Below are 20,992 nucleotides of genomic sequence, written 5' to 3' on the forward strand. Positions count from 1 at the left end.
GTGACACTCGGGAGGTACATCCACTGCTGCCCAGAATTTACATGCAAGGATCGTTCCTGTAACGGAAAGCCTCCGGCGGTACCGAGTGTGCCGTCGCAACCTTGAAATGCGATGATCGGACGAATTCCCATCACGGACATCTCCCCCGTCGTCGACTGCGGGCAGTGGCCCGCCAAGGCGGTCGCCGGCGAGACCTTCGGGGTCTCGGCGACCGTGTTCAGAGAGGGCCACGACGCCGTGGCCGCGGGCGTGGTGCTCACCGCGCCCGATGGGCAGCGCGGCCGGCTGAGACGGATGCGCGAGCTCGCGCCGGGCACCGACCGCTGGGGGGTCGAGGTCTGCCTGCCCAGCGAGGGCGACTGGCTGTTCCGGGTGGAGGCGTGGAGTGATCCGATCGCGACGTGGCTGCACGACGCCGAGATCAAGATCCCGCGTGGCCTGGACAGCGATCTGATGTGCGAGGAGGGCGCCCGGCTGTTCGAGCGGGCCGCCAAGGCCGTACGGCCGGCCGACTGCCCGGGGCCCAACGGACACCCGGCCGGCCAGCCGGCCACGGCCGCCAAGAACGGCACCAAGAATGGCAACGGCAGGACCACCAAGAACGGCGCCAAGAACGGCAACGGCGGCAACGGCGACAGCCCGTGCGGGCACCGGGCGGCGCTGCTGGCGGTCGCGGCCACGCTGCGTGACGAGGAGCTGGACCCCAGGGCCCGGCTGTCGGTGACGCAGCTTCCCGAGACGGCCTCGCTGCTGGAGGCGCATCCGCTGCGCGACATGGTGACCAGGGCCAGGCAGCAGCGGATCAGGGTCAGCAGGCGCAGGGCGCTGTACGGCTCCTGGTATGAGTTCTTCCCCAGGTCCGAGGGCGCGGTGGTGAACGAGGCCGGCATCAGCAAGTCCGGAAATTTCCAGACTGCTGCCAAGCGTCTGCCCGCGATCGCCAAGATGGGCTTCGACGTCGTCTACCTGCCGCCCATCCATCCGATCGGCACCACGTTCCGCAAGGGCCGCAACAACACGCTCAGCCCCGAACCGGACGAGCCGGGCTCGCCGTGGGCGATCGGCTCGGAGGACGGCGGCCACGACGCCGTCCATCCCGACCTGGGCACCCTGGCCGACTTCGAGCAGTTCGTGAGCCGTACTCGTGAGCTGGGCATGGAGGTCGCGCTCGACTTCGCGCTGCAGTGCTCCCCCGACCACCCGTGGGTCAAGGAGCATCCGGAGTGGTTCACGATCCGGGCGGACGGCACGATCGCCTACGCCGAGAACCCGCCGAAGAAGTATCAGGACATCTACCCGATCAACTTCGACCGGGACCCCGAGGGCGTCTACACCGAGGTCAAGCGGGTGCTGCGGCACTGGATGGACCACGGCGTGCGGATCTTCCGGGTGGACAACCCGCACACCAAGCCGGTGTCCTTCTGGGAGCGGCTGATGGCCGACATCCACGCCACCGACCCGGACGTGCTCTTCCTGGCGGAGGCGTTCACCCGGCCGGCGATGCTCCAGACGCTGGCCAAGGTGGGCTTCCACCAGTCCTACACGTACTACACCTGGAAGAACTCCAAGGCGGACGTGGAGGCGTACCTGTCGGAGCTGGCGCACGAGACGTCGTCGTTCCTGCGGCCCAACCTGTTCGTCAACACGCCGGACATCCTTCACGAATACCTGCAGCACGGAGGCGTACCGGCCTTCAAGATCAGAGCCGTGCTGGCCGCTCTCGCCTCGCCGACCTGGGGCGTGTACTCCGGTTACGAGCTCGCGGAGAATATCCCAGTACGTCCAGGGAGCGAGGAATATCTAGATAGTGAAAAATATCAGTACAAACCTCGTAATTGGGTTCTAGCGGAGCGAGAGGGGCGCAGTATGGCACCTCTCATCACGCATTTGAATTTGTTTCGAAGAGCCCATCCCGCACTGCAGGAATTGCGTAATCTACGATTCCACCGGGTCGACCAACCGGACATCATCTGCTTTTCCAAGCGACTCCCGGGCGCCTATGACACGGCCACACGAAGGCACGGGCTGGGCGACGTCGTTCTGGCGGTGATCAATCTGGATCCGCACCACACCCACGAGGCCACGGTCGAACTCGACCTGCCCGCGATCGGGCTCGACTGGAACGCCGAGTTCGTCGTCGACGACGAGCTGTCCGGAGAGTCCTACCGCTGGCGCCAGAGCAACTACGTGCGCCTCGACCCTCACATCCAGCCTGCCCACATTCTCACCGTACGAGCCTCGCCACGGTAGAACTGAATTCAGCGGGGAGTCTTCAACGTGTGTGTTAGCGCCTCCCTCATGAGCCCCCAAGGGGAGAGCTCATGAGCTCCACACCCATACCCAACTCCTTCGACGAGGAGAAGCCGCGCGATCCCTACTGGTACAAACGCGCGGTCTTCTACGAGGTCCTGATCAGGGGCTTCGCCGACTCCAACGGAGACGGCACGGGCGACATCAAGGGCCTGATCGAAAAGCTCGACTATCTCCAGTGGCTCGGCGTGGACTGCCTGTGGCTGCTGCCGCTGTACGAGTCCCCGCTGCGCGACGGCGGTTACGACATCGCGGACTTCATGAAGATCCTTCCCGAGTTCGGCGATCTCGGAGATTTCGTGCGCCTCGTCGACGAGGCGCACAAACGCGGCATGCGCGTCATCGCGGACCTCGTGATGAACCACACCAGCGACGCCCACCCGTGGTTCCAGGCCTCCCGGCACGACCCCGAGGGGCCGTTCGGCGACTTCTACGTCTGGTCCGACACCGACACCGCCTACTCCGACGCCCGGATCATCTTCATCGACACCGAGACGTCCAACTGGACCTACGACCCGGTGCGCGGCCAGTACTACTGGCACCGCTTCTTCCACCACCAGCCGGACCTCAACTACGAGAACCCGGCCGTGCAGGACGCGATGCTGGAGGTGCTGCGCTTCTGGCTGGACCTGGGCATCGACGGGTTCCGGCTGGACGCGGTGCCCTACCTGTTCGAGGAGGAGGGCACCAACTGCGAGAACCTGCCGAGGACGCACGAATACCTCAAGCGGGTCCGTAAGGAGGTCGACCGGATCTACCCCGACCGGGTGCTGCTCGCCGAGGCCAACCAGTGGCCCTCCGACGTGGTCGAGTACTTCGGCGATCCGGTGGGCGGCGGGGACGAGTGCCACATGGCCTTCCACTTCCCGCTGATGCCGCGCATCTTCATGGCGGTCCGCAGGGAATCTCGTTACCCCATCTCGGAAATCCTCGCACAAACCCCGAAAATCCCCGAAAACTGCCAATGGGGGATTTTTCTCCGCAACCATGACGAGCTCACCCTCGAAATGGTGACGGACGAGGAACGCGACTACATGTACACCGAGTACGCCAAGGACCCGCGGATGCGGGCCAACGTCGGCATCCGCCGCCGCCTGGCGCCCCTGCTGGAGAACGACCGCAACCAGATCGAGCTGTTCACCGCCCTGCTGCTGTCGCTGCCGGGCTCGCCGGTGCTCTACTACGGCGACGAGATCGGCATGGGCGACAACATCTGGCTGGGCGACCGCGACGGCGTACGCACCCCCATGCAGTGGGACCCCGACCGCAACGCGGGCTTCTCCGACTGCGACCCGGGACGGCTCTACCTGCCGGTCATCATGGACCCGATCTACGGCTACCAGGCCCTGAACGTCGAGGCGCAGCAGAAGAGCGCCGGCTCGCTGCTGCACTGGACCAGGCGCATGATCGAGATCCGCAAGCGCCATCCGGTGTTCGGGCTGGGCGAGTTCGCCGAGCTCAACTCCTCCAACCCGAGCGTGCTGGCGTTCGTCCGCGAGCTGGGCGACGACCGCATGCTCTGCGTGAACAACCTGTCCCGCTTCCCGCAGCCGGTGGAGCTGGACCTGCGGAGGTTCGTCGGCGTCTCCCCCGTCGAGACCATGGGCGGAGTTCCTTTTCCACCGATTGGCGAGCTTCCGTATCTTTTGACACTTCCTGGGCATGGGTTCTACTGGTTCACCCTCCCACCGGCCATCACCCAGGAGGAGTAAGACGTGCTGGACGAGCTCCTTGCCGCATGGATCGGACATCAGCGCTGGTTCGGTGGCAAGGGGCGCCCGATCGACAGTCTGTCGATCGATTCCGACGTCGCCATCGAGGCCGGTGACCCCGGCCTGCGCCACCTGATCGTGTCGGTGTGGCAGGAGGGCTCCCGCGAGCGGTACCAGCTCCTGCTCGGCATGCGCACCGAGCTTCCCGACACGCTCCAGCACGCCCTCATCGGCCAGTGCGGCCCGTACGCCTTCGCGGACGGCCCCTCCCACCCGTGGTGGCACGTCTACGACGCCGCCCACGACCCGGTGCTGACCCGCTGGGTCCTGGAGTCCATGGCGGGCGACACCGAACAGGGCACCGAACAGGGCACCGAACATGGCCGGGTGCGGTTCGAGCACCTGCCCGGCGTCGAGATCGACCCCGGCATCCGCAGCATGGTGCTGGGGGCCGAACAGTCCAACACCTCGCTCGTGTACGGCGAGACGTACATCTGCAAGCTGTTCCGCCGGCTCATCCCGGGCGTCAACCCCGAGCTGGAGGTCGTCACCGCGCTGGCCGCCCGGCACGCCCCGCACATCGCCCAGCCGTACGGGTGGATGGAGACCGACCTCGACGGCACCGCGACCACGCTGGCGATCCTTCAGGAGTTCCTGTCCAACTCCACCGACGGCTGGGACCTGGCGCTCACCAGCGTGCGCGACCTGTACAACTCGCTGCCCGGCGTCACCGCGGCGGAGGCCGGGGGCGACTTCGCCGCCGAGGCGTCCCGGCTGGGCGCCGCCACCGCGCGCGTCCATCACGAGCTGGCCGAGGCCTTCCCGACGGACACGGTCGAGACGCACGAGATCAAGCGGATGGCCGAGGGCATGCGGCGCAAGCTCGGCCGGGCGGCGGCCGAGGTGCCGGAGCTGCGCGAGCACGTCGGCATGCTGGAGGACGCCTACCACCGGGTCGAGGAGCTGACCACGGAGGTGCCCGTCCAGCGGGTGCACGGCGACTATCACCTCGGCCAGGTGATGCGCACCACCGCCGACTGGGTGGTGCTCGACTTCGAGGGCGAGCCGGGCCAGCCGCTGGCCGAGCGCCGGGCGCTGTCGTCGCCACTGCGCGACGTGGCCGGGATGCTCCGCTCCTTCGACTACGCCGCCAGGCACCTGCTGGCGGGCCATGCCGAGGCGGACAAACTGGAGCCCAAGGCCGACCAGTGGGCCGAGCGCAACAAGGCCGCGTTCCTCGACGGATACGTCGAGGGGGGCGGCACGATCACGGTCGCGGACGCCGCCCTGCTGCACGCGTTCGAGCTGTCCAAGGCGGTGTACGAGGTGGTCTACGAGTCCCGCAACCGGCCCTCGTGGGTCGGCATCCCGCTGGCCGCGTTCCGTTAGCCCAGCTCCTCCTGGAGGATGGGCGCGCCCTCGACGACGCTGTGGATGCCGATGACGCTGACGATCGCGAGCACCTCCATGATCTCCTCGGATGTGGCGCCGTAGCCGATGGCGTTGCGCATGTGCAGCTTGAGCCCCGGCTGGTAGAGGTGCGTGGCGGCGGCGTCGAAGGCGATGTAGATCAGCTCCTTCACCTTCGGCTCCAGCACGCCGGTCGTCCACGGCACACCGGAGAAGTCCAGGTATGCCTCGAACAGGTCCGGGTCCAGCTCCAGCAGGCCGTCCCAGAAGTCGTGCCAGTAGCCGCGCTTGTGGGTGAAGTCGGCCTTCAGGCGCTCCCGGCGCTCGTCGAGCGGGGTCGGTCCGATGCGCAGCCCCTCCTCCTCCAGCACTTCCAGCAGCAGCGGCACGCCGATGTTGCAGGCGTGGATGCCGAGGGTGGCGGTCAGCTCCAGCACCTCCATGATCTCCTCGGCGGTCGCGCCGTGGCTCAGGGCGGCGCGGACGTGCTGGCGGATGCCGGGGTGGTAGAGGTGGGTGGCCGCGGCGTCCATGGCGATGTAGACGAGCTCCTTGACCTTGGCCGGCAGGTGCTCCCTGGTCCAGGGCACCGCGGACAGGCGCAGGTAGGACTCCAGGAAGCCGGCGTCCAGCCGGAGCATGCTCTCCCACGACTCGCCCCAGGTGCCGCGCACCCGGATGAACTCGTCCTTGATCTTCTGCTGCTCGGGGGTAAGCGTCATCGGGTGGGTTCCTTTCACTCGTCAGTCCGCCGGCGTCCACGCGCCCGCGCCGCCGCCGCGGGTCACGGTGTTGACCATGAACGCGCCGCCGTCCGCGGACACGACCTCTCCGGTGACGTACGCCGCGTCGTCGCCGAGCAGGAAGGCGACCACGCCGGCGATCTCGTCAGGGGTGCCGACCCGCCGCATGGGCACGGTGCCGCCCCGCAGCGACAGCGTGCGGACGCGGTCGGCGTGGCCGGAGGAGGCGAACAGGCCGGTCGGCACCAGGCCGGGGGCCACCGCGTTCACCCGCACCCCGCGCGGCCCGCCGTACATGGCGGCGCCGTGCACCAGGCCCAGCACGCCGTGCTTGGACGTCTGGTAGGGAAGCTGGTCGTCGGCGCCGCGCAGGGAGGAGATCGACGCGGTGACGACCACCGCGCCGCCCGTCTCCTGATCGCGGTAGCACCGGAAGGCGGCGCGCAGCCCGAGGAAGACGCCGCGCAGGTTGACCGCGATGACCTGGTCGAAGTCGGCCGCCGCCACGTCGGGCAGGGGCGCCATGGTGCCGAGCACGCCGGCGTTCAGGTGGTGCAGGTCGATCTTGCCGAACTCGTCCAGGGCCGCGGCGATGTAGGCGTCCACGCCCTCCTCGGTGGCGACGTCCGCGGCCACCGAGACGGCCAGACCGGGCAGGCCGTCCGCCACCGAGGCGGCGGCGTCGCCGTCGACGTCCACCACGACGACGTCCGCCCCGTCCCGTGACAGGCGGCGGGCGGTGGCCGCGCCGATGCCGCTGCCGCCGCCGGTGACCACGGCCACCTTCCCGGCCAGCGAGCTCCTGAACTGCTCCTGCTCCTGCTCCAGCCCCTGTCCCTGCTGCTTCTCCTGCTGCTGCTCAGCCAACGCGCACCACCTGTCCGCCGGCGCCGAGCAGCGGCGGGAAGCGCCGCATCACGTCGGCGTCGTGCCCCGCCACCAGCACCTCGCCGGGCTCGCCGGTCATCTCACGCAGCTGCTCGTAGGCGCGGTAGGTGCCGGTCAGGTCGGTGAGGTAGGTGAACGGGCGGTCCAGATCCACCTCCTCGTAGAAGTGCGCGGCGTCGGAGGCGAGCACGGCGTGGCCCGTCTCCGTCGCCACCCGCACGACGAGCTGCCCCGGCGTGTGGCCGCCGACCGGGATCACCTCGATGCCGGGCGCGACCTGGGTGGCACGTTCCACGAGCGTGGCCCGCCCCTGCGCGCGGACCTCGCGCAGGTGCGCGATCTCGTTCTCCTCGACGGTGCAGGCGAACTGCGGGCGATCGGCGTACGGGCCGGTCCAGAAGTCGAACTCCGCCTGCGCGATGACCACCTCGGAGGAGGGGAACGCGTCCAGGTTGCCCATGTGGTCGTAGTGGGCGTGCGTGATGATCACCTGGGGGGACGCCTCGGCCCGCACGTTCAGCGCGGCCAGGGTGGCGAGCGGGTCGGCCAGCTCGACGCGCGGCAGGCGGTGCGCCTTGGTGGCGGCGTTGTAGCCGGTGTCGATCACCACGGTGCGCTGGTCGTTCCTGGCCACCCAGAGGTAGAAGTCCAGGTCGATGGGCGAGTCCGCCTCGCGGTACACGTGGTGGTTGAAGAAGGTCGCGGCGCGTGAGGTCGCGCGGGTGCCGTAGCGGATGGCCAGCACCTCATACGTGGTGCCGCTCATCGGCTCACCAGCCCGCTCGCGTTCGCGCCGAGCATGCGGCGGACGTCGCCCTCGGGCAGCCCTGCGTCCAGGAGGCCGCGTGCCCCGCGCCGGAACAGCGTGACGGGCAGCGGGTTGTTCTGCTGGCCGGAGTCCGACGACAGCACGGTCTGCTCGGTGCCGACCGCCTTGATGAAGGCCAGCAGCTCGTTCAGGTCCCTGCGGCGCTCGGGACGGCCGAAATACATCACCAGGCAGTGCTCGATGTGCGCGCCCTGCCGGGCCCACTGCGCGGCCTGCTCGACGGAGGCTCCGACGACGAAGCAGGGATGGTTGACCAGCATCCGCTGCACGCCCTCCTGCTTCGCGGCCTCGATCAGCTTGGTCGTCTCCTCGACGCCCAGGTGGCCGCAGGTCATGATCGCCTGCTCGGCCGCGATGACCGACAGGATGTCGCGCACCTCGGGCAGCACCTTGCCGTCCGGGCCGAGGATGGTGATCACGTCGTTGGGGCGCAGCTGCACGACGGAGGTGGGGAAGCCGGTGTCGTGGGTGCGGTGGTGGTCGATGTGCGCCGCCGAGGACAGGGTGGGGAACCACACCACCCGGCCGCCCATCCGCAGGGCCAGCTCGACGGCGTGCGGGTTCAGGCCGCCCACGGTCTGGTTGAGCGCGATGCCGCCGAAGACCCGTACCGACAGCTCGTCGAGCCCGGCGGGGCCGAGCGCCAGGATGTCGGTGACCATGCTGTGGTGGTGGGACTTGGCGACGATCGCCTCGAAGCCGGCGCCCTCGGCGTCCGTGGCGGCGTCCAGGAGGGTCATCCGCCTGGGGAACGGGCTCGGCCCGGGGTGCTGGTGCAGGTCCACGGCGCCCACGAGGAGCGCGTCTGCCTCCGGGTCGGGGTTGAGCCGGTCGCCGTCGAGCTCCGGGTCGAGCAGCGAGGCAGTGGGCGGGGTCATGCGGTCTCCTCGTTCGGATGTGAATCGGTCGACGCGGTCACCAGCACCTGGTGGGCGGGGTCCCAGTAGGCGGTCACGGTGCTGCCGGTCCTGATGCCGGTCATGATGTCGGGGGAAAGAACGGCGCAGCCCGTCGTGCCGTCGCCGTAGTCGAGCTCGGCGCGCTGGTGGGTGCCCTGGAAGAACACGCCGGTCACCCTCGCCGGGACGCTGTTCGCGCCGGTGGGCACGTCGGTGGGGGCGGCGGCCAGGCTCAGCCGTTCGGGGCGGACGACCAGGTCGCTCTCGGCGGGCACGCCGTCACCGCCGCGCACGGCCCACTTGTGCCCGGCCCACTCGTACACGCCGCCGGGGCGCAGCCGGCCGGTGAAGAGGTTGGACTCGCCGAGGAAGCCGGCCACGAACCGGGTGCCGGGGTCGCGGTAGAGGTCGGCCGGGGTGCCGATGCGCTCGACGCGTCCGGCGTTGAAGACCGCGATGCGGTCCGACAGCGACATGGCCTCGTCCTGGTCGTGCGTGACGAAGACGAAGGTGAGCTTCAGCTCCTCGTGCAGGCGCTTGATCTCCTGCTGGAGGGTCTGCCTGAGCTTGCGGTCCAGTGCGCTGAGCGGCTCGTCGAGCAGCAGGACGGTGGGCGAGAAGACCACCGCCCTGGCCAGCGCGACCCGCTGCTGCTGGCCACCCGACAGCTCGCTCGGCCGCCGCCCGCCCATGCCGGCCAGGTCGACCAGGCGCAGCGTCTCCTCCACCCGCCGGGTGATCTCCTCCTTCGGCACCTTGCGCTCACGCAGGGGGAAGGCCACGTTCTGCGCGACCGTCATGTGCGGGAAGAGCGCGTAGCTCTGGAAGACCATGCCGAACGCGCGCCGGTGCGGCGGCAGTGGCGCGATGTCGCGCCCGTTCAGCTTGATGGCCCCCGAGGTGATGTCGGTGAAGCCGGCGATCATGTTGAGCGTGGTGGTCTTGCCCGAGCCGCTCGGCCCGAGCAGGGTGATGAACTCGCCCGGCGCGATGTCGATGTTCACGTGGTCCACGACGAGGGGCCCGGAGCCGTACCTCTTGCACAGATCCGTCAGCTCGATGCGTCCGTCTCCGGTCGTCATTGCCTACCTGCCTTTCCTCGGCGCGCGCCGATCACCTGCGCGAGCAGGATGGGGACGCTGACCAGCAAGACCATCAGGCTCGATGCCGCCGAGATGGTGGGGTCGATCTGCACGGTCACGCTGTTGAACATCTGGACGGGGAGAGTGAGCGTGCTGGGCGACTGCAGGAACAGTGCGATCACCACCTCGTCGAAGGAGGTGATGAAGGCCAGGACCGCGCCGGAGAGCACGCCCGGCAGCGCCAGCGGAAGGGTGATCTTCCTGAAGACGGACAGCGGCCCCGCGCCGAGGCTGGTGCCGGCCTTCTCCAGGGACGCGTCCATGCCCTGCAGGCGGGCTGTCACCGCGATCACCACGAACGGCAGCGCGATGGCCGTGTGCGCCAGCGCGATGCCGATCAGGGAGCCGGTCAGCGAGAGCCGCAGGAAGGCCGAGAAGACCACCAGGGCGATGAGGATGTTCGGGATGATGATCGGGGACAGCAGGAACCCGGTCGCCACGCCACGCGTCCTGGTGCCCAGCATGCCCAGGCCCAGTGCCGCGGCGGTGCCGAGGGTGGTGGCCAGCAGGGTCGTCAGCAGCCCGACCTGCAGGGAGTTCAGGATGGCCGTGCTCCACTCGGGCGAGGTGAACAGCCGCTCGTACCACTGGAGCGACCAGCCCTCGGGCGGGAACTTGAACGTCTGCGACGAGGAGAAGCTCATCGGGATGACGACGAGCGTCGGCACCGTCAGGAACAGGCCCACGATCACGGACACGATCTTCAGCCAGGGACGCGCGTTCATCTGTCACCTCCTGCGGCCACGGCGTGCGCGGCGACCGCCGTGCCCGCGCCCGCCAGTCGCCTGCTGGCGCCCAGCGCGATCAACGTCACGACCAGGATGAGGACGCCCATCGCGCCCGCGCCGCCGAAGTCGAGCAGGTCTCTGGTGCGGACGCTGATGATCTGGGCGATGAGCGCGCTCTGCGGGGAGCCGAGCAGCGCCGGCGTGACGTAGAAGCCGAGCGCCAGCACGAAGACCAGCGACGCGCCCGACACCACGCCGGGGAGCGACAGCGGCAGGTACACCTTGCGGAAGGTCGACATGCGGCTGGCGCCCAGGCTCTGCCCGGCGAGCAGCAGGCGGCGGTCGATCTGCTGCATGACGCTGAACATCGGCAGCACCATGAAGGGCAGGAGCACCTGGGTCATCGACAGGGCCACGCCCGTCGCGGTGCCGAGCAGCGTGACGCCGCTCAGCCCGACCAGGCCGAGGATGCCCTGCACCACGCCGCCGTCCTGGATCAGGACCATCCACGCGAAGTTGCGCGCCATCATGCTCGTCCAGAAGGGCACCAGCACGACCGTCACCATCACCGCCCGCGTGGTGGGACTGGCCAGCGTCATCACGTAGGCGTACGGGTAGCCGAGCAGGAGGCCCACCAGCGTGACGATCAGGGCGACGAGCAGCGTACGGCCCAGCACGCGCAGCGTGTAGCCGTCGGTGAAGAGCGAGAGGTAGTTGCCCAGGCCCGGTTCGGGGTCGGTGAAGCTGCCGATGATGATGTCGAGCAGCGGTAGCACGAAGAACAGGACCAGGGCGACGAGGGCGGGCAGCAGGAGCAGCAGCGCTGCGGCCCGCCGCCGCCGGGCCGCTGGGTGGCGGCCGGCCGGCGGCGCGGGGGCGGCGGTCGGCGGAGACGCGGTAGAGGCCGGCATCGTGGTTACCTAGCTGACCTTCCAGCTCGTCCAGCGCTTCGTGACCATGTCGGTGTTCTCGATCCACCAGGGCTTGTCCTGCTCGAGCAGGGTGCCGCGGTCGGGCAGGAACGCGTTGAAGTTCTTCTGCACGTCGCTGTAGCCGATGCTGGTGATGTCCACGTCGGTGCGCGCGGGCGCCGTCCCGGTCAGCTTGGCGTACGCCGTGGCCTGCGCCGGTTCGGTGGTGAAGGCGAGCGCCTGCTGGGCCAGCGCCTTGTTGGCGGTGCCCTTGGGGATCACCAGGGCGCCGATGTCGACGGTGGTGAAGTCCCAGACGGCCTTGAGGTTGGCGCCGCTCTGGGCGGTCACGATGCTGCGGGCGGTCACGGTGAGGACCATCGAGCCCTGCTTGTCCACCATCATCTGCTGGATCGCGCCGTAGCTGGGGGCGAAGACCAGGGACGACTTGATGGTGTCGAGCTTGCGCAGCGCCCGCTCCAGGTCCAGCGGGTACACCTTGTCGGGTGCCACGCCGTCGGCCACCAGGGCGGCTTCGAGCAGGCCGCTCTTGGGATAGTCGTGCACGATGCGCTTGCCGGGGAAGCGTTCGACGTCGAAGAAGTCCGCGATCTTGCTGGGGGCTTCGCCCTTGAACATGTCGGCGTTGTAGCTGAACACGTTGGCGTAGCGGTAGGTCGGTACGAAGCAGTCGTGGGTGGTCCCGGGCGGGAACTTGCTCCGGTCGAGCTTCGGATCGTCAAGCTTCTCGTAGAGCTCCCCGCAGTAGGCACCGGCGTAGATCCAGCTCATGTTGGCCAGGTCCCAGCTGGTGTTGCCTGACGCGACCATGGCCTTGACCTGGGCGGCGTCCGCGGGGCTCACGTTGACGAACTTGGTGCCGGTCTTGGCCGTGAAGGGCTCCTGCAGAGCCTTCTTCTCGTCCTCCTGGAACTGGCCTCCCGTGCTGGCCCAGGTCAGAGTGTTGGCATTCGCGTCGGTCGAGGAGTTCGCGCCGCACGCCGCCGTGGCGGCCAGCAGCGCACCGGTGGCCATCAGGGCCAGAAGTTGGTTGTGCCTCATGTCGTTGCCTTTCTTGAGTGGAGAGCCGTCACGGCCAGGGGGACGTCACGGCTCCGGGTCCACCCCCGTCACTCGTCCGCGGCCGGCGCGTACCGGACCACGGCTGCGGGAGAGCGGTCGGTCACTCTCCCGCGCGCTCGAGTGAAGCGCTCAATGCCTGGTGGATGGCCTGCGCGCCCTCACGCAGCGTCATCACCACATCGCTGTCGTCCTCTTCCGGTACGAGCTGGGTCACGCCGACCACTGCCAGCGCGGCCACGACACGGTCGGCGGCGTCCCGGATGGGCACCGCCACCGCTCGCACTCCCTCGTTGGCGCTCGATCGGATGGCGACGCCGGTCCTGCGTACCTCTTCAAGCCCGTCGGATTCCTGCCCGGCTTCCGCCGCCTCATGACGGAAGCGGTAGAAGGACTGGTCCTGGAAGGCGCGGAAGATACAGTCCTGGGCCGTCCCCGCCCGCAGAACGCTTCCCGTCCTTATCGAGACGTGAGCCGTCCGGCTGCTGTCCTCGTGCACCTGGGCCACCACCGCCTGCCTGCCGTTCCAGATCGTGAGGACGACCGTGTGCCGGACCCGCAGGCTGATCTGCTCCATGACCGGGCGAGCCAGGTTGACCACGCCCAGCCGGGACAGGGCCATGGTGCCCATCTCGGCGAGCAGCGGCCCGAACTCGTAGCGGTTGCGGTCACGGCGCTGGAGCAGGCCGTGGTTCTCCATCGAAGCCAGGTAGCGGTGCGCCGTGGACTTCCCCACGCTCAGCTCCTGGGCGGCGGACACCAGATCGATGGTCCCGGCCTCGCCGAGCAGCCGCAGCAGCTGGACCACTCGGGCGACGACCTGGAGGTCACCGCTGGGGATGTCGGGGATTGTCACGTGCGGCCCTCCCGCGCTCGATCCGGATCAGCGTGTGTCCCGCAATGCGGTTCTTCGGTTCGCTCATCCGGTACGTCGGACTGTAGAACACGCCCCACCGGGGCCGTCAAGGTTTCTGCGACATTTCGACTTCAAGAAAATTAGGTGTTCAAACAGGACTCTTGACGCAGAGCATCCAAAAGCCTACCGTCGCCCCTATCCCGCTTACTAGAACTCTCATCCCTCATAGAGGGACAGGAGGATCCATGCGCATGCTCCAACACCTCCGCGAAAGCAACCGGTGCCTGATCGGGACCTGGGTCAAGATCCCCGCGCTGGAAACCGTCGAGCTGCTGGCCCGCGCGGGTTTCGATTTCGTGGTCGCCGACATGGAGCACAGCCCCATGACCCTGGAGTCCACCTACCGCGCGGTCGTCGTCGCCCAAGGGCTCGGCATGCACGCCCTGGTACGCGTGCCCGACGCCGGCGGCAGCCACCTGCAGCGCGTCCTCGACACCGGCGCCGACGGCATCCTCGTCCCGCACGTGACCGGCCCGGACGACGCCGAGCGCGCGATGAACGGCATGCTCTTCCCCCCGCGTGGCGGGCGCGGCCTCGGCACCACCTCCCGCGCCGGCGCCTGGGGGCTCGACTCCACCGCCGACTACGTCCGGCGGGGCGACGAGGAGACCCTGCGCATCCCGCAGCTCGAAGACCTCTCCGCGCTCGAACAGGCCACGGAGATCCTCGACACGCCAGGGCTCAACGCCGCCTTCCTCGGCATGGGCGACCTGACGATGTCCACCGGCCTGGCCGCCGACGACCCGCTCCTCCAGCGGCACACCGGCGAGCTCCTGGAAGCCGCCCGCGCCCGGAACGTGCCGCTCGGCACCGCCTGCCGGGACGCAGCCGCCGCGCGCCGGGCGGCCGAACGCGGCTTCTCCTTCGTCATGATCGGCAACGACGCGGGCATCTTCGGCACCGCCGCCGCCGCGATCCGCCGCGACGCCGCCGCCTCCCACCCCTAGAAAGGACCCCACCATGCCCTACGATCCGAGCGACGCGCGCTCAGCCCTGCCCACCGCGACGGCGACGCGGAAACCGGCCGGCGTCTACTCGCCCGCGAGCCACGTGAAGTTCTACGAGCTGCCCCCCACCACCACCGACGGGGACACCCGCACCTGGTACGGCCGCAGCCAGCACCTGGTGATCGGCTACACCGACCTGGTCACCCCCACCGGGTTCACGGTGCCCGACACCTCCGACGAGTGCGCCGTACTGATCCCCGAGGCGGACGCGTCCGCGACGATCACCATCGACGGGACGGCCACAAAGGTCGGCGGGCAGACGCTCACGTTCATCCCGCCGGGCGCCGCCGACGTCCGGCTCGACGGCGGCGGCCGGGTCATCACCATCTTCACCGCCCGCTCCGGAGCCGCCCCGGCCGAGGCCGCCAACGCCGCCGCCTACGACGAGCCGCACCCCGGCGTCGCCCCGCTGATCTCGTGGCCCGACCCGGTCGGCGGGTTCCGGCTGCGCACCTACGACCTCGACGTGCCCGGCCTGACCGAACCCGCCTTCCGCATCTTCCGGTGCAGCTCGTTCATGGTGAACTTCACCCATCCCCGCACCGGCCCGCGCGACCCCGCCCGGATGTCCCCGCACTCGCACGACGACTTCGAGCAGTGCTCCCTCGTCATCGACGGCGCGTTCACCCACCACCTGCGCTGGCCGTGGACCACCGACCTGAGCCAGTGGCGCGACGACGAGCACGAGCACTGCGACAGCCCGTCGCTCACGATCATCCCGCCCCCCGCCGAGCACACCAGCCAGGCGACGGCCGCCGGCGTCAACCACCTGATCGACATCTTCTCCCCGCCCCGCACCGACTTCTCCCTCATGGACGGCTGGGTGCTGAACGCCGCGGACTACCCGATGCCCGAGGCCGCCTCATGAGCCGGATCCCCCCGATCGGCCCCGACGACCTTGACGCCCGGCAGTGGAGCATCTACGACGCGCTGGTCAACGGCCGCCGCGCCACCCAGACCAGGGCCTTCCCCATCGTGGACGAGAGCGGCGCCCTCACGGGACCGTGCAACGCCTGGCTGCTCAACCCCGCGATCGGCAGCGCCTTCGAGCAGCTCGGCGCGGCCGTCCGGTTCGAGATCTCACTCAGCGCCCGCAGCCGCGAGATCATCATCCTCAGCGTCGCCCAGCACCGCGACAGCCCGTACGAGCTGTACGCCCACCGGCTCGCCGGTCCCGCCGCCGGACTGTCCCAGCAGGAGGTCGACGCGCTGTGCGACGGCGCGGACCCCGGCTTCACGGACGAACGGGAACGCGCCGTGCACGAGACCGCCCGCATCCTGCTGCGCACCGGAGGGCTCGACGACGACGCCTACGAGCGCGCCGTCACCGCCCTCGGGGCCGACGGGCTCTTCGAGGTCACGGTGATCGTCGGCTGGTATCAGCACATCGCCACGCAACTGGCCGTCTTCGACGTCCGGCCACCGGTCCAGCCCTGAAAGGGGGCCAGCTCGTGCCCGGAGGAACCAATGTGGCGATCATCGGCGGGGGCTTCGGCGGCATCGCCGCCGCCGTCAAGCTCCAGCAGGCCGGGATCACCGACTTCACCATCTTCGAGCAGTCACCGGCCCCCGGCGGAACCTGGTGGGACAACCGGTACCCGGGCTGCGAGGTGGACATCCCCTCGCACGCCTACTCCTTCTCCTTCATGCCCTACGACTGGCCGCGCACCCACGCGACCCAGCCGGAACTGCAGGTCTACGCCGAGGCGGTGGTGGACCGCTTCTCGCTGCGGCCCCGCTTCCGGTTCGGCGTCCGGGTCGAGTCGGTCGTCTGGGACGACGACGCCGGGCACTACCTGGTGACCACCGACGACGGCGAGCAGCGGCCGTACCGCTTCGTGATCAGCGCCGTCGGGCTGCTGAACGTGCCCCGCTACCCGTCGTGGCCGGGCCTGGACGAGTTCGGCGGCGTGTCGTTCCACACCTCCCGCTGGGACGCGGACGTGGATCTGACCGGCAAGCGGGTCGCCATCGTCGGCACCGGATCCACCGCGGTGCAGATCGTGCCCGCCATCGCCCCGCTGGTCGAGCGGCTGGCGGTCTTCCAGCGCGAGCCCGGCTGGGTGGAGCCCAAGGGCGAGCGGACCTTCACCCCGGCCGAACGGGCCCGCTTCCAACGGCTGCCCGCGCTGCGCCGGCTCTACCGGCTCAAGCTCTTCCGCGACTCGATGCGGCGCTTCAAGGCCTACGACACGGGCGGGCGCGAGCAGCGCCGGATGCGTGAGCTGTGCCTGCGCTACATCGACTCGGCCATCGACGATCCCGCCGTGCGCGCCGCGGTCACCCCCTCCTACCCGTGGGGATGCAAGCGGCCGATCTTCGCCAGCGGCTTCTACCCGGCGCTCAACCGGCCCAACGTCGACCTCGTCCCGCACGCGGTCACCAAGGTCACCGAGAAGGGCGTGATCGACGACCAGGGCACCGAGCATCCGATCGACGTGCTCATCCTGAGCACCGGCTTCCAGCCCACCAGGTTCCTGTCCGGGTTCACCGTGACGGGCCGGCGGGGCAAGGAGATCCAGGAGTTCTGGGGCGAACGCCCCCGCGCCTTCCTCGGCGTGACCGTGCCCGGCTTCCCCAACTTCTTCATCATGTACGGCCCCAACACCAACGGCGGCTTCTCCATCATCGCCCAGCTCGAACGCCAGGCCGAGGTGGCCGTACGGGCCATCCGCCGGGTCCACAGGAGCGGCGCCAAGCTGGTGGACACCGACGAGCGGGCGCTGGACCGGCACGTGAGCTGGGTGGACCGCCAGCTCGCCAAGCACGCCTCGGCCATGGACGCAGGCTGCAACAACTACTACCACTCGTCCTCGGGCGCGAACGTCACCCAGTGGCCCCGCACCCACCTCGTCTACTACCTGCTGTGCCGCACGCTGCCCAGGCGCGGCCTGGTCTACCAGGGCTGGCGGGCATCACCGGAGAGGAAGTCATGACCAGCAGATTCGAGGGCGCGGTCGCCGTCGTCACCGGAGCCGCCTCCGGCATCGGCGCGGCCACCGCGAGCCTGCTGTCGCGCCAGGGCGCGTCGGTCGTCGTGGTGGACGTCGAGCTGGAAGGCGCCCAGCGGGTCGCCGACGGGCTTGCCGGTCCCGCGCTCGCCGTACGCGCCGACGTGTCCGACCCCGACGACACCGACGCCTACGTGGCCGCCGCCGTCGAGCGGTTCGGCCGGGTGGACCTGCACCACCTCAACGCCGGCATCGTCGGCACCTTCGACCGGCTGCCCGAGATCAGCGTCGAGGACTTCGACCGGGTCGTGGCGGTCAACCTGCGCGGCGCCTTCCTCGGCGTCCGCGCCGCCTTCCGCCAGTACGCCGCGCAGGGCGCCGGCGGTGCCATCGTGCTGACCGCGTCGATCGCCGGCCTGCGCGGCAGCCACGACCTGCTGCCGTACGAGTCCTCCAAGCACGGCGTGCTAGGCGTCATGCGCGGAGCCGCGATGTACGGCGGCCCGCAGGGCGTGCGGGTCAACGCCGTCGCGCCGGGGCTCGTCCCCACCGGCCTGTTCGCGGGCTCGGCCGGCAGCCCCGGCGCGGGCGACGACCTCAGGCGACGGGGCACGACCGTCCCGCAACGGCGCACCGGCACCTCCGAGGAGGTCGCCGCGGCGGTGGCCTTCCTGCTCAGCTCCGACGCCTCCTACGTCAACGGCGAGGTGCTGTCGGTGGACGGCGGCTCCGCCTGGGTCAACACCGTCCGCCCCGGCGGTGGCGCCGGAGCGTGGGATCCCACCGCCGTGGACGAGGCGGCCCGCGTCATCACCCCGAAGGGAGCCGGTGCGTGAGCGATCACCACGAGAAGGGACGGCGCATGAGCGTCGGATTCGTCGGCCTGGGGAACATGGGCGGCCGCATCGCCCGCCGCCTGACCGACGCCGGGCACCCCGTACTCGGTCACGACCCCGCGCCCGGCAGCGCCGAGCGCGCGGGCGCGAGCCCGGCCCGCAACCTCGCGGAGATCGCGGGCGCCGCCGACCAGATCCTGCTCTCGCTGCCCGACAGCCGAGCCGTGGAAGCGGTCGTGCTCGGCGAGGGCGGCCTCCTGGAGCACGCCCGAGCCGGCCAGACCATCGTCGACCTGAGCACCACCTCCCCCGGCTCCACCCGGCGCATCGCCGCGCTCGTGGCCGCCAAGGACGCCCGCTACCTCGACGCCGGCGTCTCCGGCGGCGCCGCCGCGGCCGAGCGGGGCACGCTCACGCTGATGACCGGCGGCGACCAGGAGGCGCTGGACCGGATCCGGCCCCTGCTGGAGACGTTCGCGCAGAAGATCTTCCACCTGGGCGGGCCGGGCACGGGCCACTCGGCCAAGCTGCTCAACAACTTCCTCAACGCGGTCAGCCTGGCCGCCACCAGCGAGGTCATGGTCGCGGGCCGCAAGGCCGGGCTCGACCCGCGCACCCTCCTGGACGTGCTCAACGCCTCCAGCGGCGCCAACTGGGCCACGGCCAACCGCTTCCCGCACATCGTCGAGGGCGACTACCTGGAGGGCGGCCTGACCTCCACCCTGATGACCAAGGATCTGGTCCTGTACGTGGACCACCTGCACGACCTCGGCGTCCCCACCCTGAACGCGGCCGGCCCGCTGGCCACCTTCGGCCTGGCCGCCAACCTCGGCTACGCCGACCAGATCAGCAACCGCGTGGTCGACGCCATCGGCGACGTCTCCGGCGGAGTACGCGTACATGGAGGAACGTCATGAGAATCGTCCACGGACGCGCCGCCGGCGAGGTGTCCGTCGTCAAGTCCGCCACGTTCGTCGGCACCGTGTGGGCCGACCCGGTGCTGCCCACCACCGACGGCACCACGATCAACCTCGTCACCTTCACCCCGGGAGCCAGGACCAACTGGCACGAGCACGCGGACGGCCAGATCCTCCAGGTGCTGGCCGGGCAGGGCTGGGTCTGCGCCGAGGGCGGCCCTGCGGTCAAGCTGCTGCCCGGCGACACGGTCTGGGTGCCGCCCGGCGAGCGGCACTGGCACGGCGCGACCGACACCACCCTGATGACGCACACCGCCATCTCCCTCGGCCCCACCCACTGGTACGACGAGGTCAGCCCCGCCGACTACACCGCGGCCCACGATGAGGAGAACCGATGAGCGACCGTTTCGAAGCCGGCCTGGCGATGCGCAAGGAGGTGCTCGGCGAGGCGCACGTCGAGCGCTCGCTCGCCGCGGTGACCGACTTCAGCCGGCCCGTGCAGGAGCTGGTCACCGAGTACTGCTGGGGCGCGGTCTGGACGAGGGAGGGCCTGGACCGGCGTACCCGCAGCCTGCTCAACCTGGTCATGCTCACCGCGCTGAACCGGGGGCACGAGCTGGCTGTGCACGTACGCGGTGCGATCACCAACGGCGTCACGGAGGCGGAGATCCAGGAGGCGCTGCTGCAGACGGCCGTCTACGTCGGCGCGCCGGCCGCCCTGGAGTCGTTCCGCATCGCCGAGCGCACCCTCGGCGAGCTGCGCGAAGAAGGGGTGAAGAGCCCCTGAACGCCACCCCGCTCCAGACCGGGGCCACGATCGGCTTCGTCGGATTGGGCAACATGGGGCTGCCCATGGTCCGCCGGCTCATCGCGGCCGGCTACCGCGTCAACGGCTACGACCGGGCCGAGGCCGCGTCCGAGGCCCTGGTCGCGGCGGGCGGCACCGCCGTGCCCGCCGCCTCCGCCACCGCCCGCGACGCCGAGGTCGTGGTGCTCATGCTGCCCGACTCCGCCGCGGTGGAGGCCGTCATGGACGGCGACGGACTCCTTCAGGCCGCCGCGCCAGGAACCGTCGTCATCGACATGGGCTCGTCCCGTCCCCTGAACACCCGGGCCCTGGCGGCGCGGGCGGCCCTGAGGGGCGTCCGGCTGGTGGACGCGCCCGTCTCCGGCGGCGTCAAGGGCGCCGAGAACGGCACGCTCACCGTCATGGCCGGAGGCGAGCCGGCCGACGTCGACCGGGTGCGCCCGCTGCTGGAGGCCGTCGGCCGGCGCGTGCTGCGCCTCGGGCCCGCCGGCTCGGGGCACGCGCTGAAGGCGCTGAACAACCTCATGTCGGCCACCCACCTGCTCCTCACCAGCGAGGCCATGCTCGCCGGGCAGCGCTTCGGCCTGGACCCGGCGACCATGCTGGAAGCCGTCAACGGCTCCAGCGGGCGCAGCGGCTCCACCGAGCGCAAGTGGCCGGACCACATCCTGCCGGAGACCTTCGACTCGGGCTTCGGCCTGCGCCTGATGCTCAAGGACATGCGCATCGGGGTCGAACTGGCCGAGGCCACCGGCGTCACCCCGAGACTCGGCCGGGCGGCGACCGAGCTGTGGTCCGACGCCGCCGACCACCTACCCCCCACCGCCGACCACACCGAGATCGTCAACCGCCTGCGCCAACTCCTCGACGAGGGTTGACCACCGCTGGTGCACGAGCTCCAGCCG

General features: G+C 70.0%; 21 protein-coding genes. 12 read left to right on the forward strand and 9 right to left on the reverse strand.

Annotated elements, in window-relative coordinates:
- Nucleotides 1–111: 111 nt before the first annotated feature.
- From ACTMTF_RS29970 to ACTMTF_RS29980, 3 genes are all read left to right on the forward strand, one after another.
- Entirely contained in the window at nucleotides 112–2,250 is a 2,139-nt protein-coding gene (locus tag ACTMTF_RS29970) for an alpha-1,4-glucan--maltose-1-phosphate maltosyltransferase (protein ID WP_441113675.1), read from the forward strand.
- Between the two features lie 71 nt (nucleotides 2,251–2,321).
- Entirely contained in the window at nucleotides 2,322–4,022 is a 1,701-nt protein-coding gene (gene treS / locus ACTMTF_RS29975; RefSeq protein ID WP_441113676.1) for a maltose alpha-D-glucosyltransferase, read from the forward strand.
- 3 nt (nucleotides 4,023–4,025) lie between these two features.
- Nucleotides 4,026–5,411, forward strand: coding sequence for a maltokinase N-terminal cap-like domain-containing protein (locus ACTMTF_RS29980; RefSeq protein ID WP_441113677.1), 1,386 nt, complete (start codon nucleotides 4,026–4,028; stop codon nucleotides 5,409–5,411).
- Here ACTMTF_RS29980 and ACTMTF_RS29985 read toward each other — a convergent pair.
- The 9 genes from ACTMTF_RS29985 to ACTMTF_RS30025 all read right to left on the reverse strand — a co-directional run bounded on the left by ACTMTF_RS29985 (nucleotide 5,408) and on the right by ACTMTF_RS30025 (nucleotide 13,508).
- On the reverse strand, nucleotides 5,408–6,154 hold the full coding sequence (locus ACTMTF_RS29985; RefSeq protein ID WP_441113678.1) for a carboxymuconolactone decarboxylase family protein: 747 nt from the start codon (nucleotides 6,152–6,154) through the stop codon (nucleotides 5,408–5,410). The genes ACTMTF_RS29980 and ACTMTF_RS29985 overlap by 4 nt on opposite strands.
- A 21-nt stretch (nucleotides 6,155–6,175) precedes the next feature.
- Entirely contained in the window at nucleotides 6,176–7,042 is an 867-nt protein-coding gene (locus ACTMTF_RS29990; RefSeq protein ID WP_441113679.1) for an SDR family NAD(P)-dependent oxidoreductase, read from the reverse strand.
- Nucleotides 7,035–7,829, reverse strand: coding sequence for an N-acyl homoserine lactonase family protein (locus ACTMTF_RS29995; RefSeq protein ID WP_441113680.1), 795 nt, complete (start codon nucleotides 7,827–7,829; stop codon nucleotides 7,035–7,037). Before ACTMTF_RS29995 ends, ACTMTF_RS29990 begins: the two co-directional genes overlap by 8 nt.
- Entirely contained in the window at nucleotides 7,826–8,770 is a 945-nt protein-coding gene (locus tag ACTMTF_RS30000; protein WP_441113681.1) for a DUF6282 family protein, read from the reverse strand. Before ACTMTF_RS30000 ends, ACTMTF_RS29995 begins: the two co-directional genes overlap by 4 nt.
- A complete protein-coding gene (locus ACTMTF_RS30005; RefSeq protein ID WP_441113682.1) occupies nucleotides 8,767–9,873 on the reverse strand; it encodes an ABC transporter ATP-binding protein in 1,107 nt (368 codons plus the stop codon). Before ACTMTF_RS30005 ends, ACTMTF_RS30000 begins: the two co-directional genes overlap by 4 nt.
- Complete coding sequence (locus ACTMTF_RS30010; protein ID WP_441113683.1) at nucleotides 9,870–10,658, reverse strand: ABC transporter permease; 789 nt, start codon at nucleotides 10,656–10,658, stop codon at nucleotides 9,870–9,872. Before ACTMTF_RS30010 ends, ACTMTF_RS30005 begins: the two co-directional genes overlap by 4 nt.
- Nucleotides 10,655–11,572: an ABC transporter permease gene (locus ACTMTF_RS30015; protein WP_441113684.1), complete on the reverse strand. Its 918-nt coding sequence runs from the start codon at nucleotides 11,570–11,572 to the stop codon at nucleotides 10,655–10,657. The genes ACTMTF_RS30010 and ACTMTF_RS30015 overlap by 4 nt, the downstream gene beginning before the upstream one ends.
- Before the next feature lie 9 nt (nucleotides 11,573–11,581).
- On the reverse strand, nucleotides 11,582–12,634 hold the full coding sequence (locus ACTMTF_RS30020) for an extracellular solute-binding protein (RefSeq protein ID WP_441113685.1): 1,053 nt from the start codon (nucleotides 12,632–12,634) through the stop codon (nucleotides 11,582–11,584).
- Between the two features lie 121 nt (nucleotides 12,635–12,755).
- Nucleotides 12,756–13,508 carry an IclR family transcriptional regulator gene (locus tag ACTMTF_RS30025; RefSeq protein WP_441113686.1) on the reverse strand — a complete coding sequence of 251 codons (753 nt, stop codon included), beginning with the start codon at nucleotides 13,506–13,508 and terminating at the stop codon, nucleotides 12,756–12,758.
- 245 nt (nucleotides 13,509–13,753) lie between these two features.
- On the opposite strand from ACTMTF_RS30025, the gene ACTMTF_RS30030 reads away from it, so the two are divergent.
- The 9 genes from ACTMTF_RS30030 to ACTMTF_RS30070 are packed head-to-tail and all read left to right on the forward strand — an operon-like array spanning nucleotide 13,754 to nucleotide 20,965.
- Nucleotides 13,754–14,515: an HpcH/HpaI aldolase family protein gene (locus tag ACTMTF_RS30030; protein ID WP_441113687.1), complete on the forward strand. Its 762-nt coding sequence runs from the start codon at nucleotides 13,754–13,756 to the stop codon at nucleotides 14,513–14,515.
- Nucleotides 14,516–14,528: 13 nt separating this feature from the next.
- On the forward strand, nucleotides 14,529–15,443 hold the full coding sequence (locus ACTMTF_RS30035; protein ID WP_441113688.1) for a hypothetical protein: 915 nt from the start codon (nucleotides 14,529–14,531) through the stop codon (nucleotides 15,441–15,443).
- The gene (locus ACTMTF_RS30040; protein ID WP_441113689.1) at nucleotides 15,440–16,012 is read left to right on the forward strand and encodes a carboxymuconolactone decarboxylase family protein; all 573 of its coding nucleotides are present in this window, start codon (nucleotides 15,440–15,442) and stop codon (nucleotides 16,010–16,012) included. Before ACTMTF_RS30035 ends, ACTMTF_RS30040 begins: the two co-directional genes overlap by 4 nt.
- Nucleotides 16,013–16,044: 32 nt before the next feature.
- Nucleotides 16,045–17,511, forward strand: a complete 1,467-nt coding sequence (locus ACTMTF_RS30045) for a flavin-containing monooxygenase (protein WP_441113690.1) — start codon at nucleotides 16,045–16,047, stop codon at nucleotides 17,509–17,511.
- The gene (locus ACTMTF_RS30050) at nucleotides 17,508–18,362 is read left to right on the forward strand and encodes an SDR family NAD(P)-dependent oxidoreductase (RefSeq protein WP_441113691.1); all 855 of its coding nucleotides are present in this window, start codon (nucleotides 17,508–17,510) and stop codon (nucleotides 18,360–18,362) included. Before ACTMTF_RS30045 ends, ACTMTF_RS30050 begins: the two co-directional genes overlap by 4 nt.
- Nucleotides 18,359–19,279 (forward strand): NAD(P)-dependent oxidoreductase, encoded by a 921-nt coding sequence (locus ACTMTF_RS30055; protein ID WP_441113692.1) that lies wholly within the window; start codon nucleotides 18,359–18,361, stop codon nucleotides 19,277–19,279. The genes ACTMTF_RS30050 and ACTMTF_RS30055 overlap by 4 nt, the downstream gene beginning before the upstream one ends.
- Nucleotides 19,276–19,677 carry a cupin domain-containing protein gene (locus tag ACTMTF_RS30060; RefSeq protein WP_397005171.1) on the forward strand — a complete coding sequence of 134 codons (402 nt, stop codon included), beginning with the start codon at nucleotides 19,276–19,278 and terminating at the stop codon, nucleotides 19,675–19,677. The genes ACTMTF_RS30055 and ACTMTF_RS30060 overlap by 4 nt, the downstream gene beginning before the upstream one ends.
- A complete protein-coding gene (locus tag ACTMTF_RS30065; RefSeq protein WP_397005173.1) occupies nucleotides 19,674–20,066 on the forward strand; it encodes a carboxymuconolactone decarboxylase family protein in 393 nt (130 codons plus the stop codon). The genes ACTMTF_RS30060 and ACTMTF_RS30065 overlap by 4 nt, the downstream gene beginning before the upstream one ends.
- Complete coding sequence (locus ACTMTF_RS30070) at nucleotides 20,063–20,965, forward strand: NAD(P)-dependent oxidoreductase (protein ID WP_441113789.1); 903 nt, start codon at nucleotides 20,063–20,065, stop codon at nucleotides 20,963–20,965. Before ACTMTF_RS30065 ends, ACTMTF_RS30070 begins: the two co-directional genes overlap by 4 nt.
- Nucleotides 20,966–20,992: the final 27 nt, after the last annotated feature.

This window comes from Nonomuraea sp. ZG12, assembly GCF_052068115.1.
Taxonomy (GTDB): Bacteria; Actinomycetota; Actinomycetes; order Streptosporangiales; family Streptosporangiaceae; genus Nonomuraea.